Origin of the sequence: Candidatus Pedobacter colombiensis (assembly GCA_029202485.1) — a bacterium.
GTDB lineage: Bacteria > Bacteroidota > Bacteroidia > Sphingobacteriales > Sphingobacteriaceae > Pedobacter > Pedobacter colombiensis.
The window spans coordinates 5,157,513-5,171,901 of record CP119313.1 but is presented as its reverse complement, the minus strand read 5'-3'; the positions used below and the strand labels follow the sequence as shown (position 1 = coordinate 5,171,901).

At 38.2% G+C, this 14,389-nt stretch carries 18 protein-coding genes; 5 read left to right on the top strand and 13 right to left on the bottom strand.

Annotated elements, in window-relative coordinates; all coding sequences use genetic code 11:
* The first annotated feature begins 18 nt into the window (after positions 1-18).
* Positions 19-579: a peptide deformylase gene (gene def, locus P0Y49_21560; GenBank protein WEK19366.1), complete on the top strand. Its 561-nt coding sequence runs from the start codon at positions 19-21 to the stop codon at positions 577-579.
* On the opposite strand, the gene P0Y49_21555 is transcribed toward def, so the two are convergent.
* Genes P0Y49_21555 through P0Y49_21545 form a run of 3 tightly spaced genes read right to left on the bottom strand, consistent with a single transcriptional unit; the run spans position 576 to position 2,659 of the window.
* Positions 576-1,217, bottom strand: coding sequence for a hypothetical protein (locus tag P0Y49_21555; GenBank protein ID WEK19365.1), 642 nt, complete (start codon positions 1,215-1,217; stop codon positions 576-578). The two genes, def and P0Y49_21555, sit on opposite strands and share 4 nt — an antisense overlap.
* Positions 1,218-1,271: 54 nt before the next feature.
* Complete coding sequence (locus P0Y49_21550) at positions 1,272-1,517, bottom strand: NifU family protein (GenBank protein WEK19364.1); 246 nt, start codon at positions 1,515-1,517, stop codon at positions 1,272-1,274.
* Between the two features lie 47 nt (positions 1,518-1,564).
* Positions 1,565-2,659, bottom strand: a complete 1,095-nt coding sequence (locus P0Y49_21545) for an Mrp/NBP35 family ATP-binding protein (GenBank protein WEK21821.1) — start codon at positions 2,657-2,659, stop codon at positions 1,565-1,567.
* 119 nt (positions 2,660-2,778) lie between these two features.
* On the opposite strand from P0Y49_21545, the gene P0Y49_21540 reads away from it, so the two are divergent.
* The 3 genes from P0Y49_21540 to P0Y49_21530 are packed head-to-tail and all read left to right on the top strand — an operon-like array spanning position 2,779 to position 6,205.
* The gene (locus tag P0Y49_21540) at positions 2,779-4,935 is read left to right on the top strand and encodes a transglycosylase domain-containing protein (protein ID WEK19363.1); all 2,157 of its coding nucleotides are present in this window, start codon (positions 2,779-2,781) and stop codon (positions 4,933-4,935) included.
* Positions 4,936-4,940: 5 nt separating this feature from the next.
* Positions 4,941-5,498, top strand: a complete 558-nt coding sequence (hpt, locus tag P0Y49_21535) for a hypoxanthine phosphoribosyltransferase (GenBank protein ID WEK19362.1) — start codon at positions 4,941-4,943, stop codon at positions 5,496-5,498.
* Between the two features lie 47 nt (positions 5,499-5,545).
* Entirely contained in the window at positions 5,546-6,205 is a 660-nt protein-coding gene (locus P0Y49_21530) for a phosphatidylserine decarboxylase family protein (GenBank protein ID WEK19361.1), read from the top strand.
* Between the two features lie 83 nt (positions 6,206-6,288).
* On the opposite strand, the gene P0Y49_21525 is transcribed toward P0Y49_21530, so the two are convergent.
* The 10 genes from P0Y49_21525 to P0Y49_21480 form a co-directional block, all read right to left on the bottom strand.
* Positions 6,289-7,401: a mechanosensitive ion channel gene (locus P0Y49_21525; GenBank protein WEK19360.1), complete on the bottom strand. Its 1,113-nt coding sequence runs from the start codon at positions 7,399-7,401 to the stop codon at positions 6,289-6,291.
* A 2-nt stretch (positions 7,402-7,403) separates the two neighbouring features.
* Positions 7,404-8,630: a Glu/Leu/Phe/Val dehydrogenase dimerization domain-containing protein gene (locus P0Y49_21520; GenBank protein WEK19359.1), complete on the bottom strand. Its 1,227-nt coding sequence runs from the start codon at positions 8,628-8,630 to the stop codon at positions 7,404-7,406.
* Positions 8,631-8,721: 91 nt separating this feature from the next.
* Positions 8,722-9,069 carry a 50S ribosomal protein L19 gene (gene rplS, locus P0Y49_21515; GenBank protein ID WEK19358.1) on the bottom strand — a complete coding sequence of 116 codons (348 nt, stop codon included), beginning with the start codon at positions 9,067-9,069 and terminating at the stop codon, positions 8,722-8,724.
* Positions 9,070-9,351: 282 nt separating this feature from the next.
* Positions 9,352-9,621, bottom strand: a complete 270-nt coding sequence (locus P0Y49_21510) for a hypothetical protein (protein ID WEK19357.1) — start codon at positions 9,619-9,621, stop codon at positions 9,352-9,354.
* Positions 9,622-9,655: 34 nt separating this feature from the next.
* Positions 9,656-9,937, bottom strand: a complete 282-nt coding sequence (locus P0Y49_21505) for a hypothetical protein (GenBank protein ID WEK19356.1) — start codon at positions 9,935-9,937, stop codon at positions 9,656-9,658.
* A 224-nt stretch (positions 9,938-10,161) separates the two neighbouring features.
* Entirely contained in the window at positions 10,162-10,839 is a 678-nt protein-coding gene (gene trmD / locus P0Y49_21500) for a tRNA (guanosine(37)-N1)-methyltransferase TrmD (protein WEK19355.1), read from the bottom strand.
* Positions 10,840-10,853: 14 nt separating this feature from the next.
* Positions 10,854-11,381 (bottom strand): ribosome maturation factor RimM, encoded by a 528-nt coding sequence (gene rimM / locus P0Y49_21495; protein ID WEK19354.1) that lies wholly within the window; start codon positions 11,379-11,381, stop codon positions 10,854-10,856.
* A 76-nt stretch (positions 11,382-11,457) separates the two neighbouring features.
* Positions 11,458-12,033, bottom strand: a complete 576-nt coding sequence (locus P0Y49_21490) for a 30S ribosomal protein S16 (GenBank protein WEK19353.1) — start codon at positions 12,031-12,033, stop codon at positions 11,458-11,460.
* Positions 12,034-12,142: 109 nt separating this feature from the next.
* Positions 12,143-13,126 (bottom strand): 6-phosphofructokinase, encoded by a 984-nt coding sequence (gene pfkA, locus P0Y49_21485; protein ID WEK19352.1) that lies wholly within the window; start codon positions 13,124-13,126, stop codon positions 12,143-12,145.
* Positions 13,127-13,184: 58 nt separating this feature from the next.
* A complete protein-coding gene (locus P0Y49_21480) occupies positions 13,185-13,961 on the bottom strand; it encodes a biotin--[acetyl-CoA-carboxylase] ligase (GenBank protein ID WEK19351.1) in 777 nt (258 codons plus the stop codon).
* Between the two features lie 41 nt (positions 13,962-14,002).
* Between P0Y49_21480 and rsfS the strand changes: the two genes are divergently transcribed.
* Positions 14,003-14,377, top strand: a complete 375-nt coding sequence (rsfS, locus tag P0Y49_21475; GenBank protein WEK19350.1) for a ribosome silencing factor — start codon at positions 14,003-14,005, stop codon at positions 14,375-14,377.
* Positions 14,378-14,389 lie beyond the last annotated feature (12 nt).

Here is a 14,389-nt window from a genome sequence, read left to right as displayed (position 1 = left end):
TATTCGTACTTTTGTACCATGAAATTTCCCATTATAGCTTACGGAGATCCGGTTCTTAAAAAAGTGTGTACACCTATTGATGAGAATTATCCCGATTTGAAACAATTAATCAGCAACATGTTCGAAACCATGTACCACGCTCACGGCGTTGGGCTGGCCGCTCCACAAGTGGGTTTGCCGATACGCTTGTTCATCGTAGATACCGGGGCTGATGAGTCTGATAAAAACATGTTTAAAAAAGTCTTCATCAATGCCGAAATCATCGAAGAAACAGGCGAACCATGGGCTTTTAATGAAGGTTGTTTAAGTATCCCCGACATTAGGGAAGATGTAATGCGCAAGCCTAACATCCGTATCAAATATTACGATGAGAATTGGGTATTGCATGAGGAAGAAGTTACTGGCATGCCTGCTCGTGTAATTCAACACGAATATGATCACATCGAAGGGAAGCTATTTACAGACACTTTAAGTTTATTGCGTAAGAGAATGCTGAAAAGCAAGCTAGATGCGATTTCTAAAGGAAATATAAAAGCTGATTACAAGATGCGTTTCCCGAATCAAAGCAGAAAGCGCTAGTTGCTTTCGCTCCTAACCTTATCTCCTTTAAAGATAGATTGCATCAACTTACCCCATGCAAATGGGTTTAATAACGGATTGGTTTGAACCATGTTCTTGTTTAAAGCACGATCATGGTTTAACCTATTGTTGATACTTTGAATTTCCCCTCCATCCCTTGGCAGTGTCATAATTAATCCTCCAAGGCTCTCAGACGAAAGATTTCGGGCCGCAATGACATAATCATCATCTGCAATCTTCATAGACATGAAGTCTCTGGTAAAGTCCTCCACAGTTGCCCAGGGATAAACACGTACTGTTGGCAGGTTTACAATCTCTGCTTTCATTTTAATCATAGCAGTATACTTACTGTCATTAATTTGCGCAGGAATAGCCAGCAATAAGTCTCTATAACCAATTGCAGTGTACAATATTGTGTCTCCGGGGTGTGCAATAAAGGAGAAATATCCTTTATAATTGGCAGCATAGCGCTGTTCCTTATTGGTTAAATTGGTAACCGTTACATAAGGAACAACTGTATTGCTATCCACATCGGTAATAATTCCGGCGAATTGAATCAATTGTTTCTCCTTTGTATTTTGCTGGGCAAATACTGAGGACACGAAAAGAGACAACATGATGGTTAGCAAGTACTTCATATGACAAAATTAGCTGTTATAAATAAAACGGCTAGTTAAATTGTGTTAAATCGTTTAAACCGGCTCTGTCAGGTTTATTGCTTCAACAGCAGTAATTTGAGGAACAGCTTTCATAATTGCTTGTTCAACACCCGCCTTCATTGTCATAAAGCTCATTTTGCAGGATCCGCAGTTACCCAATAATTTCAATCTAACCACATTATTCACTGTAATCTCTTCTATAGCTACATTTCCACCATCAGCAATTAAATATGGTCGGATAGTTTCTAGTGCCTGCTCTACTTGTTCTGTTAAATTCATTTTGGTATATTAAAATATAAAAATAGTAATTTTTTTCTCATTTAATATCATTTGTCAGCAGCCAACGCAGCGACTCCTACCGTTTGTGCATTATTTATAGCAATTTGCTGTGCTACCCTCCCTGCAATTTCGGCAAAGGACACCGCTATGTTATTGTCCTTATCTAAAGCTACCGGCTTTCCGTTATCACCACCTGCAGTAATACTTTGTACGATAGGAATCTCTCCAAGGAATGGCACCGAAAATGATTTTGCGAGCTCCTTACCCCCGTCTTTTCCAAAAATATAATACTTATTATCCGGCAGCTCTTCAGGTGTAAAATACGCCATATTTTCTACCACTCCAAGCACAGGAATATTGATGCCCGGCATTTTAAACATTGCCAGTCCTTTTCGTGTGTCTGCCAACGCCACTTGCTGAGGTGTAGTAACAATCACAGCTCCCGCTATCGGGAAACTTTGAGTAATGGTAATGTGAATATCTCCAGTTCCTGGCGGAAGGTCTACAATAAGGTAATCTAACTCACCCCAATCTACATCGTTAAAAAGTTGCTTTACTGCATTGGAAGCCATAGGTCCACGCCATGGCACCGGCTGATCAGGATCTGCAAAAAAGCCCAGAGAAAGGAGCTTTATACCATACTTCTCTACCGGCATAATTAATGTTTTCCCCTCTTCAGTTTCCCTTGCTGATGGTTTTTCGCCCACAAGATCAAACATTATCGGCACAGATGGCCCATAAATATCTGCATCTATAAGCCCCACTTTTGCGCCGTCAGTAGCAAGTGTGATGGCCAGGTTACTGGCAACAGTCGATTTACCCACTCCGCCCTTACCTGAAGATACCAGGATAATATTCCTGATCGCTTTAAGCTGGGTGGTATCCATTGGTTTGGTTACTCTGGAAGTAATATTGATTTCTACTTCGGCGTCCTGACTCACAAAGTGCTTAATTGCATTTAAACATGCATTCTTTAGCATATCCTTCATCGGACAAGCAGGGGTCGTTAATTCCAAGGTAAAACTTACCTGTTTATCAACTATTTTTAAGTCTTTGATCATATTCAGCGTAACCAAATCTTTCTTAAGATCCGGATCCTCAACATTTCTCAAAGCGGCTAGAACTTGTTCTGGGCTAATCATCATTAGCCAAAATTAACAAAAGACGGCCACAATTAATTTTAAATGCCCCTTTTTATTGTAATTTTAACACGAAATAAACATTTGACTTTAACGTTTAGCAATAAAATCTATTTTATAGCATGCATCTTCCAAAAATTAACATCCCCAAAAAGTACATTAAGACCGGAGCGTGGGTATTGGGGATTTTTCTTCTTTTACTGATTATTGCAGGCATTGTTGCCTATAGCAAAAGAGAAGCCCTTCTAACAAAAATGATGACAAAGGCCATTGATAAGGCCGATAAAGATTATGGCCTGGATGTTAAAATTGCTGAATATGGGTTTAATGGATTGAGCACTGTTCACATGAAAAACATTTCGGTAGTCCCTAAAGACCGGGATACTCTTACCACAATAAATGACATGACCATTGGAGTTAAGCTTTTCCCCTTAATTTTTGGTGATGTTAAACTCTCTGAAATTAATTTAAACGTCGGTAAGCTAAATGTGGTTTTCAAAGATTCCTTAAGCAACCTCGACTTCATTCTAAAAAGAAAAAAGAAAGATAATACAGAAAAGAAGACCAAAACAGGCCTTGCTGATCTAGCGCATAACTTGCTAAATCAAATTTTGTATAAAATTCCTGACAATATGGAAATCAACGACTTTCTATTGAATGTAAACGATAATGATACAGCAAAACTGAGCTTCCTTACCAAAAAGGCTACAATTAATGATGGCGATTTAAATTCAACAATTTTAGTAAACGGCACTGAATCTACCTGGCACATTAAAGGAACTGTAAAACCGGGAAAGAAGCAATTGGACATCATGCTTTTTGCAGACAACAAGAAGATAGAATTGCCCTATCTGGATCGCAAACTGCAAGCCAAATTGAGTTTTGATACGGTAAGAACAGAAATGAAAAATGCCGAATATAGTGGCGACAATTTCAAAATATCTGGCTCCTGGTCGATCAAAAACTTACTCATCAACCATCCCAAAATCGCTTCCAACGACATCGTGGTTTCCAATGCAAGGATTGATGCCGATATGCTTATTGGAAAGAATTTTGTTGCGCTGGATAGTTCTTCGACTGTCTATCTTCAAAAAGCAACCATTCATCCTTATTTAAAATACACCTTATCTCCTAACAAAATTTATGAGGTAAAGCTTCGCGCGCCAGAACAGGACGCCCAGGAAGTATTAAGCGCTTTTCCGCAAGGCTTATTTGAATCACTTGACGGAATGCAGGTGAGTGGAAAGATCCGCTATGACCTGGATTTTTATCTTGACAGTTCACTTCCGGATAGTGTAAAATTCAGCTCTTCGCTAACACCTGCCAATTTCAAGATCCTCAAATTTGGAAAAACGGACCTACAAAAGATCAATAGGGACTTCGTTTACACGCCATATGAGCACGGAAAGCCCATGCGCGATATTTTAATCGGCCCGGCAAACCCAAATTACACTCCGCTTTCTGAGGTTTCCAGCAACTTTAAAAACGCCATACTTACCTCCGAAGATCCTTCTTTCTTTACCCATAAGGGCTTTGTGGAGGAATCTATCCGTAAATCTATTGCCGTAAACTTTAAGGCGAAGAAATTTGTTAGAGGTGGAAGTACCATATCCATGCAGCTGGTAAAAAACATATTCTTAAGCAGACAAAAAACATTATCGCGAAAAGCAGAAGAAATTCTTATTGTATGGCTGATTGAAAACAACCATCTGGTGAGCAAAAACCGCATGTTGGAGGTTTATTTTAACATCATTGAAATGGGCCAGAACATTTACGGAATTGGAGAAGCTACAAGGTATTATTTTGGTAAAAAACCATCTGATCTGAATATTGGAGAAGGAATTTTCCTGGCCAACATTGTTCCGAGACCTAAGATAGCATTGTATAAATTTAAAGATAACGGCGAGCTTAAAGACTATCTTTATCCTTACTTTAAATTTATCGGGAAGATTATGGCGGGAAGAGGTTTAACACCTAATGATAGCAGTGGATATGGCTTTTATAATGTCCGCCTGCGCGAAGGATTAAGGAAATACCTGCTGCCGGACTCGACCAAAATCGATACAACCGCATTTGACAATGATGATCCACTGCCTGCTATCGAAACCCACGATGCGCCAAAGAGTTTATTCGATAGGATATTCGGCAGACAAAAAAAGGACACCACGGCTACTCCGTCGGTAAAAATAGACACGACCAAAACGAAGAAACAATTGAGGCAGGAGCGCCGGGAACAACGAAAAAGAGAAAAAGAACAAGAGAAGGCAAAACAGTTATAAATACGATGAACAACATTATAATTGAAGATAAAGCGTTTGAAATTCTTTTGGAGAATCACACCATTAGCAAAAGAACACGTCTAATCGGTATACAGATGAATATGGACTATGAAAAACGTTGTCCCATATTTATTGGCGTATTAAATGGGAGTTTCTTATTTATGGCCGACCTGCTTAAGGAAGTGGAGATCCCCTGCGAAATTGGGTTTATCAGGGTTTCTTCTTATGAAGGAACCGAAAGCAGTGGAAAAATAAAAGAAGCATTTGGGTTACCTAAAAATCTACACAACCGCGACATCATCATTGTTGAGGATATTGTAGATAGCGGCTTTACGCTTAATTACGTCCTGAGCGAGGTATATAAACAAACACCAGCCTCAGTTAAGGTTTGCAGCCTTTTATTCAAACCTGAAGCCTTAAAAGCACCTATAAAGGAGCTTGAATACGTAGGTTTTGAAATCGCAAATGAGTTTGTGGTTGGCTATGGTTTAGATTACATCGGACTCGGCCGAAACCTGAAAGATATCTACAGAGAGAAAACTGTTCCGTCTCAGTTACCTTAAATGTTGTTTTTTTTTCACAATTTTGTGAAAACATACATTCTATATCAATGACCATACACAAAGAAGGTTACACCACCATTGCACTATCTGTCCTTTTCATATTTATTTTGAATGCGATTATTTCTTATAAATTTGATGACATAACCTGGTTAAGATGGTTAATCTACATTTTCTCTTTTTCCCTTTTCGTTATCGTTTTACAGTTTTTTAGAAACCCATCACGAACATTTACCACCGGAGAAAACCTGGTTATTTGCCCGGCAGATGGAAAAGTTGTGGTAATAGAAGAGACAGAAGAAGGTGAATATTTTAAAGACAAAAGATTACAGGTATCTATATTCATGTCGCCTGTAAATGTACACATCAACAGAAACCCGATTTCTGGAGTAGTTAAGTTTTTTAAATACCATCCGGGTAAATATTTAGCAGCCTGGAATCCTAAATCATCTACAGAGAACGAAAGAACAACAGTAGTTGTAGAACATAAAAATGGTACACCTGTATTGTTTAGACAAATTGCAGGTGCACTTGCCAGAAGGATTGTTTGGTATGTAAAAGAAGGAGATAAAGTTGAGCAGACTAAAGAATTTGGTTTTATCAAATTCGGCTCAAGGGTGGATATATTCCTGCCTCTTGGTACCAAAGTTAACCTGGAGCTAAATCAGGTTGTAAAAGGCGGAATTACAGTACTGGCCGAGCTTTCATAAAGCAAACAAGCTTTATAATTAAAAGGGGGATATCATTTAAATCATGATATCCCCCTTTTTTTAATGCCTATTCTAAGTCTTTTTTACTTCTGACCATCAGTAATCGATCTTTGCGTTGGATAGGCAAAGTCAGAGCGGTACTGTTTAACTACCTCCATAAGCTTAAAATTAACCTCCTCCTTCACTTTAAGATACTTATTGAATTCCATATTCTTAACCAGGTAAACAACCTGTATACGCAAAGAGGAATCGCCAAAACTATCAAACGTAGCGTAACCATCCTTTGTCTCTCGATGAGCAGTCAGAAAGCCTCCAATTGCTTCAAGGATCTGTTTAATATCAGTCGACTCAGTTTCATAAGTAATACCAATAGAAAAATTCACCCTTCTATAGTTTCTTAAGGTTACATTTTCAAGTACTCCGGCAATCATTGCCTTATTTGGAATAACGATGGTCGTTTTATCAGGACTCGTCAACCAGGTACTTCTAAAACCAACTTTATTAATCGTGCCCTCTACTCCACCCACCTTAACCACATCGCCAACAGTAAAAGGCTTATCCAGGAATATGGTAAAAGAGCCGAGTAGGTTCTCCAAACTTTCTTTTGCAGCTAACGCTATTGCAATACCACCAATTCCTAGTCCAGTAATCAGGGTAAGGACATTAATCTCAAAAACAAAGCCTAGTAACACAAAAAAACCTAAAAAACAAACCAGCGTCTTAGTCAACTCTTTTAAGAATGGCACCAATTGATCATCTGCCCGATTATTGGTTATTGATGCTTTATGCTTTAATACAAAAGCTATAAAATCAATAATTCTTAAGATGATCCAGAAAACGGACAAAATAATCAGAAATAGAAATACCTTATCCAGACAATCTCCAACAGTGACGCCTAACTTTGTTTTTGATCTGTGCCACAGGACAATATCAAGCGGGTGGGTTAAATTATTAACAGCAAGATAGAATGTACAGAAAGAAATAAATGATTCTATGGGTTTTACCAGGAGTGCAGTAAAAGTATCCCCATTAACCTCTTCGGCAAACTTCTTAAATATTTTAAAAAGAAAAAAACTAATTAACCTGGAAACCAATCTTTTAAACAGTAGTCCAAGTAAAATAATACCAACAAAAAAACAATATTGCTTAACTGTATTGCCCCAGAAAATCTGTTCAAAAAATTGATTATCCATCATATTTACACCAATTGTTTTAATGCAATTTCGAATGCGGTTTTAGATAGCTGTTTACGCTCCGGTGACTCATCATGGATCGCCTTCATTGCTTTATAAATTACTTGTGATGCATCAGTAAATATTGCATCATCGCTCATCTCTACATTTCTTTGCATCAAGTAAGCAAAAACTCTGGCCATACCACAGTTAGAAATAAAGTCTGGAATTACAGCACAATGGTTATCAACGTGCTCCATAATGCTTCCAAAGAAAATCTCTTTATCCGCAAAAGGAACGTTTGCACCGCATGCAATTACCTCCAAGCCACCAGCGATCAACTGATCCACTTCTGCTTGCTTAACAAGCCTGGAAGCTGCTGCAGGAACAAAAATTTCTGCTCCTATATTCCAAATCTGCTCACTAGCCTCCTCAAAAGAAATCAGGTCAGGAGAAACCAATGTGTTTCCAACCCTATTGTTAAACAGAGCAACGATCTCTTCCTTGCTAAAGCCTTCTTTCTTTATCAATCCGCCAACACGGTCAATAATCCCTACAACTTTTACACCATTTTGTGCCAGATAATAACCCGCGGCTGCCGCTACATTACCCCATCCCTGAATAATCGCTCTTTTTCCGGCTAATTCACCACCCCAGATGCCATAAAAATGCCCGATCGACTCGGCTACACCGTAACCTGTAATCATATCAGCAACTTTATATTTCCTTTTGATGTCAGGCGTGTAGTTTAAATCTTCCAGCACTTTAGATACTCCGTAGCGCAATTGACCAATCTGATGAATACGCTCATTTTCTCTGGCCTGGTAATGTCCATTGATTACACCCTCTTGTGGATGCCATAAGCCATAATTCTCAGTGATTGGAATCACTTCATGAATCTCATCAATATTTAAATCTCCACCGGTCCCATAATAACTCTTCAACAAAGGCATTACGGCTTTATACCAGCGTTCTAATACTTCCTTCTTTCTTGGATCCGCAGGGTCAAAGTTTATGCCTGATTTAGCACCACCTATAGGAGGTCCTGACACTGTAAACTTTACCTCCATTGTTTTAGCCAAAGATTCAACCTCTCTTTTATCCAGTCCCTTACGCATCCTTGTACCACCACCGGCAGCACCACCACGAAGTGAATTGATAACCACCCAGCCCTCAGCTTCAGATTCTTTATCCTTCCATTCAAAAACAATCTCCGGTCGCTTCTCCTCGAATTTTTTTAACAGTTCTTTCATTATTATATTAAGTTAGTTAGCGCAAAGATATGCAAACAAAAAAACCTCATCGATATGATCGATGAGGTTAATATATTTTTTTTTAAAAGAATTAAACTCTTTTAGATTTGATACGAGCTGCTTTACCAGTCAATTCGCGCAGATAAAATAATTTCGCTCTGCGAACTTTACCGTGGCTATTCACTTCGATTTTAGCGATGTTAGGAGAGTTAATAGGGAATATACGCTCTACACCTACGCCGTTAGACATTTTACGAACGGTAAACGTTTCGCTTGCACCAACGCTATTACGTTGTAATACTACGCCTTGGTAAATTTGAATACGTTCTTTATTACCTTCGCGAATTTTATAGTGAACACTCACTGTATCTCCTGATTTGAATGCAGGAAACTCATTTTTTGCGATTACCTGCTCTTCAACAAATTTTACTAAATCCATGATTTTAAGCTATTAAGCCGACTTTTTCTTGTTTAAAATCGGACTGCAATATTAGGAATTTTATTTTAAAAATAAAAGCCTTTTTTATTTTTTTCCACATTCTTTGACATTTCCACAAAATCAGCACAGCATACAGCACCCTGATAATCACGGGAAAATAACCAGGCGCATTCCTTAAACCTTCCCTATTTATCATAAAAAGGCTATAAAATCCGAAACCATACTAATTAACAGTTATTGCCTAACTCTCCTAATGTCAATTCTTAACAAAAAAATAAAAATCTATTTTTTCTTCTTTTTATAGATCAATGATTTTAAGTCACTCCCTTTAATGACCGAATTTTCCAAACCACCCCTCTTCATATTAAAAAGAATCTCCAACTTCCTTACCATAGCATAAGGAATATCAGTAACGGCATCCGCCTTAATATTGCGGTAATTATGAAAGGTATTTAATGAGATTTCTAACTCTTGAGGAATGATCTTCCTGGCTGCCGAATATTCAATAACGTTTAACCCATATAAATATTCGTTAATCTTATACTTGTACATGCTTAATAAAAATAAGTTAGCGGATAGATGTAAACTACTTGCGCAAGCTTTCACGCAGCATAAGCTCTTTTAAAGGCTTACAGCGCATTTCTTTATTGATCAGCTCACCACCTCTCATTTCAAACAGCTTCTCAATCATTACAACCTTCTCATACGGAATATCCTGCTTGTCATTCGATAAAATATTCCTGTAATTATGAAACGTATTCAATGATATTCCTAAAACCTTAGGAAGAATTTTTATGGCCTCCCTATATTGGGGCACCGGTAGCCGTAGCAAAAAATCATTAATCTTGTATTTCCTTGTTCTACTCATGGGACATGTATTTGGTTAATTTAAATTCATTTTCTTTTGCACATTAAAAAAACGGCAGAAACATAATTTTTTAGTGTGAATTTACTTAAAATTCACCGAAAAACCAAAATTAAACAATTTATTTTTTTGCACAGCGCCAAATTTATGTCGTTCAATTATAAAAAAAACGCACAGCAAATCCTGCCATGTAAAACACAGCAAAAAGAATTCTAAGAAATTAAATACTAATCTTCCAAAAGATCTGGCCTACGCGTTTGCGTACGGATCAAAGCCTGGTCATGTCGCCATTCGTTGATCTTTGCCTCATGCCCGCTCAACAACACATCTGGCACCTTATGCCCCCTCCAGTCAGCAGGCCTCGTATAAACAGGCGCATCAAGCAACTCACCCTGGAAACTATCAGACAACGCAGAAGTCTCATCATTTAAAACACCTGGAATTAACCGCACAATAGCATCTACAAGCACCGCTGCAGGGAGTTCTCCACCAGAAAGCACATAATCCCCGATCGAAATCTCTCGTGTTACAAACAGATCTCTGATCCGCTGATCTATACCCTTGTAATGCCCGCACAGAATCATAATATTTCCCTTTCCTGATAACTCGTTTGCAATCGTCTGGTTAAACGTTTCTCCATCAGGACTCATAAAGATAACCTCGTCATAATTACGTTCTGCCTTAAGCGCTTCGATGCAGCGCGCAAAGGGCTCAATAGACATCACCATACCACTACCACCACCATAAGGATAGTCATCTACACTTTTTTGCTTGTTGGTCGCATAATCCCTTAAATTATGAACAACAATTTCAGCAATGCCTTTTTTTTGTGCACGCTGAAGAATAGAATGAGCAAAAGGGCTAACCAGTAAATCAGGTAAAACAGATATAATGTCGAAACGCATCTTATAAAGTTAAATTAATTTGACAGGTAAATATCCAGTAAACCTTCCGGTAAATCTACCAATAAGGTCTCTTCCTCTTCATCAATTTCAACGATCATATCCTCGTTTAAAGGGAACATGATCTCTGTACCCTTATACAAAACCGTTGCTACAAACTGCTGTGGATATTCATTTACTTCAATAATTTCACCAAGCTCTCCATGCGTCTCATCCGAAACGGTAAAACCTTTTAAATCATTATAATGAAAATCATCATCTGAGCGATCTGGCATTTTAGACAAAGGCAGGTAGATTTTTTTTCTGACCAAAGCCTGAGCTTTATCGATATGATCTATATCATCGAAATAGAAGTTACCCGTGTTATTGCTTTGCAGCTTATAGGATGACACAAAAAACGGGACCATTTTACCATTTATTTCTGCAAAAACCACATCCAGATCTAATAATTCCGGTTCATCATATTCAAAAAATAATTGAACCTCACCCTTCAATCCCTTTGTCTTGGTAATATACCCTATGTAAAACGCTTCTTCCTGTGTCATAAATACCTGATAAATAAAAATAGCGAAGAATTCATTTTCATGAAATTTCTTCGCTATCAGTTAGCATAAAAAAAGATTATGCTTGTTCTTCTTTGTTTTCTTCAGCAGCAGGAGTTGCCTCATCAGTAGCTGGAGCATCTTCAGCAGCAGCCTCAGGAGCTACTTCTTCTTCAGCAACAACTTCTTCTACTACCGGTGCATTTTTAATAGCCAGAGCAGCAGCACGATCAGCATTTTTCTTGCTTTCAGCAGCTAAAGCAGCTTTTTTAACTTCTTCCTTAGATTTAGTTAAACCATCTTTTTTACCTGCAATCTGACCATCTTTAGCACTTAACCATTCAGCAAATTTAGCTTCAGCTTGCTCAGCAGTTAATGCGCCTTTTTTAACACCACCTTCTAAGTGTTTTTTGTACAAAACACCTTTGTAAGAAAGGATTGCACGACAAGTATCCGTAGGTTCAGCACCTTTGTTTACCCAGTCTAAAGTTTTATCGAAATTAATTTCAATAGTAGCAGGATTGGTGTTTGGGTTATAAGAACCTAAACGCTCAATAAATTTACCATCTCTTGGTGAACGGGAATCCGCTACCACTACGTGGAAAAAAGGTTTTCCTTTTTTACCGAATCTTTGCAATCTGATTTTAGTTGCCATTTCTTCTTTTTGTTTATGTATTCAACATAGTTCCCGGAGCTTCGTGCTTGCGGGGTTGCAAAAGTAAGTAAAATACTAATGATTAACAAGATGCAACGGCCCCTTTTTATTACAATGACAATATTTCTACCAGCTTTAACCAGGCTGGACTCACTTCCTGCGCATCAATATGCTTTATAGCATGATCAAATGGTGTAAAAACCAGTTCCCTGTTTATCTGCCCAACCATAACTCCCGACTGTCCATTCAAAACACCTTCAACTGCAGCAACCCCAAAGCGACTAGCCAAAACACGATCCATACAGCTTGGCTTTCCTCCACGTTGAATATGCCCCAATACTGAAACCCTGATATCATAGTGCGGAAACCTTTCTTTCAGAACTTCTCCTACATTAAAGGCACCACCTACCTCATCTCCTTCGGCTACTACTACAATCTTAGATGCCTTATCCTTACGGCCGCTTTCTAGTCGTGTAATCAAGCCATCCACGCCCATATTCGCTTCAGGAATAAGAATAGCCTCAGCACCTACGCCAATTCCACTTCTTAGGGCAATTAAGCCCGAATCTCTTCCCATCACCTCCACTATAAATAATCGGTCATGCGACTCTGCAGTATCCCTGATCTTATCAACAGCATTTACAACGGTATTAATTGCTGTATCATAACCAATCGTAAAATCAGTTCCCTGTAAATCGTTATCTATTGTTCCCGGCAGTCCAACAATCGGAAAATCAAACTCACTACTAAATAAATTTGCTCCGGTAAACGTCCCGTCTCCACCAATTACAATTAATGCATCTATATCATGCTTTTTCAACTGCGCGTATGCTTGTTCCCGTCCATCTTTAGTTCGGAAAGCATCACTGCGCGCTGTTTTTAAAATAGTCCCTCCCCTTTGAATAATATTGGCTACGGATTTTCTGTTCATTTCAATAAAATCTCCATGAACCAATCCTTCGTATCCTCTTAAAATTCCCGTAACCTGTAAATCATAATAAATTGCCGCTCTAACAACTGCCCTAATGGCAGCATTCATTCCAGGAGCATCGCCACCTGAAGTTAATACTCCAATATTTTTTATTTTATTCATTTAGTTTCTAAACCGGTTTAAACGCTTGCACTACAAGCCGTGAAAATAGCTATAATCTTTAAATGTTATTCAAAAATTCTACTTCTTTAAAATCATACTGCTTTTCTGTGCCCTCCGACTTAATCACCAGCAAGCCATTCTCCGTTACAGTTGTAATCACTCCTTCAAAGGTATGCCCATCATGTCGATATAGCGCTTTTTGATTAAATCTGTACAACCCATTAAGGTAGTTATCTTGCAAATTATTAAGGTTTCCTGATTTTAATTTCAGGTATTGGCACTCAATATGGCTGCATATTTGGCTCAGAAGCTCGATTAAATTAACATCCCGTTGTAAAATTTTGCCCATCGAAGTTGCCCTGTTTAACAGCGCCGAGTCAAAATTAAGCTGATTTACATTAATCCCAATACCAATAATACTCGCCTTATATCTTGTTCCAGACAAAATATTCTCTATCAGAATACCACCCAGTTTCTGATCATTATAATACAGATCATTGGGCCATTTTATTTTAAGAAAATCACCCAAAAAAGCGGTCAGCGCATCCCTAATACCAACGCTTACAGCCATATTCAGCAGGAATTGCCTGTTTATTGGCAAAAAAGAAGGACTCAAATAAATGCTAAAAGTAAGGTTCAGCCCCGGGGCTGCATGCCAGATATTATTCTGTTGCCCACGACCCGCAAACTGCTTATCTGCCATAATAACAGTTCCTTCGGGTAATGGCTCGGAATTTGAGACCTTAGCTTTTAAAAAGTTATTGGTAGAATCAACCTCAGGTAATCTGATCAAATTTTGACCAACAAATAATGTTGGAAAAGTATTATTTTGCAAGTGTTGATTGTATATTTGTTTATCAAAATTAAAATATTTTAATGATAAAAAAGAAAATTGGAAACCTTTCTACATACCTCTCAGAGATAGCTGTACACGGCATACAGGAAAAAAAAGGACACGATATAGTAAGGTTAGACTTAAGAGAATTGAATAGCTCTGTTTCTGATTACTTTATCATCTGCAATGCAGATTCTGCTACCCAGGTAAAAGCAATTGCCGATAGCGTAGAAGAAGAAATCTATAAAAACACACAAACTAATCCATGGAGAAAAGAAGGTATGGATCATGCCGACTGGATTATTCTTGATTATTTTGACATAGTAGTTCATATATTTAAAACTGAAAAGCGCGAATTTTATGGAATAGAAGACCTTTGGGGCGATGCCCAGTCTACTTCCTACCAAAGCGCATAATCATTCACCCCA

Bases quoted from the DNA above. Each gene is read 5' to 3' on its own strand.
- P0Y49_21550 (WEK19364.1), bottom strand. From the start codon at position 1,517: ATGAATTTAACAGAACAAGTAGAGCAGGCACTAGAAACTATCCGACCA.
- rimM (WEK19354.1), bottom strand. From the start codon at position 11,381: ATGACACAGGAAGAAGCGTTTTACATAGGGTATATTACCAAGACAAAG.
- P0Y49_21510 (WEK19357.1), bottom strand. From the start codon at position 9,621: ATGTACAAGTATAAGATTAACGAATATTTATATGGGTTAAACGTTATT.
- trmD (WEK19355.1), bottom strand. From the start codon at position 10,839: ATGCGTTTCGACATTATATCTGTTTTACCTGATTTACTGGTTAGCCCT.
- P0Y49_21540 (WEK19363.1), top strand. From the start codon at position 2,779: ATGCATCTTCCAAAAATTAACATCCCCAAAAAGTACATTAAGACCGGA.
- P0Y49_21520 (WEK19359.1), bottom strand. From the start codon at position 8,630: ATGAAAGAACTGTTAAAAAAATTCGAGGAGAAGCGACCGGAGATTGTT.
- hpt (WEK19362.1), top strand. From the start codon at position 4,941: ATGAACAACATTATAATTGAAGATAAAGCGTTTGAAATTCTTTTGGAG.
- rplS (WEK19358.1), bottom strand. From the start codon at position 9,069: ATGGATTTAGTAAAATTTGTTGAAGAGCAGGTAATCGCAAAAAATGAG.
- P0Y49_21490 (WEK19353.1), bottom strand. From the start codon at position 12,033: ATGGCAACTAAAATCAGATTGCAAAGATTCGGTAAAAAAGGAAAACCT.
- pfkA (WEK19352.1), bottom strand. From the start codon at position 13,126: ATGAATAAAATAAAAAATATTGGAGTATTAACTTCAGGTGGCGATGCT.
- P0Y49_21530 (WEK19361.1), top strand. From the start codon at position 5,546: ATGACCATACACAAAGAAGGTTACACCACCATTGCACTATCTGTCCTT.
- rsfS (WEK19350.1), top strand. From the start codon at position 14,003: ATGATAAAAAAGAAAATTGGAAACCTTTCTACATACCTCTCAGAGATA.
- P0Y49_21545 (WEK21821.1), bottom strand. From the start codon at position 2,659: ATGATTAGCCCAGAACAAGTTCTAGCCGCTTTGAGAAATGTTGAGGAT.
- P0Y49_21525 (WEK19360.1), bottom strand. From the start codon at position 7,401: ATGATGGATAATCAATTTTTTGAACAGATTTTCTGGGGCAATACAGTT.
- P0Y49_21555 (WEK19365.1), bottom strand. From the start codon at position 1,217: ATGAAGTACTTGCTAACCATCATGTTGTCTCTTTTCGTGTCCTCAGTA.
- def (WEK19366.1), top strand. From the start codon at position 19: ATGAAATTTCCCATTATAGCTTACGGAGATCCGGTTCTTAAAAAAGTG.
- P0Y49_21505 (WEK19356.1), bottom strand. From the start codon at position 9,937: ATGAGTAGAACAAGGAAATACAAGATTAATGATTTTTTGCTACGGCTA.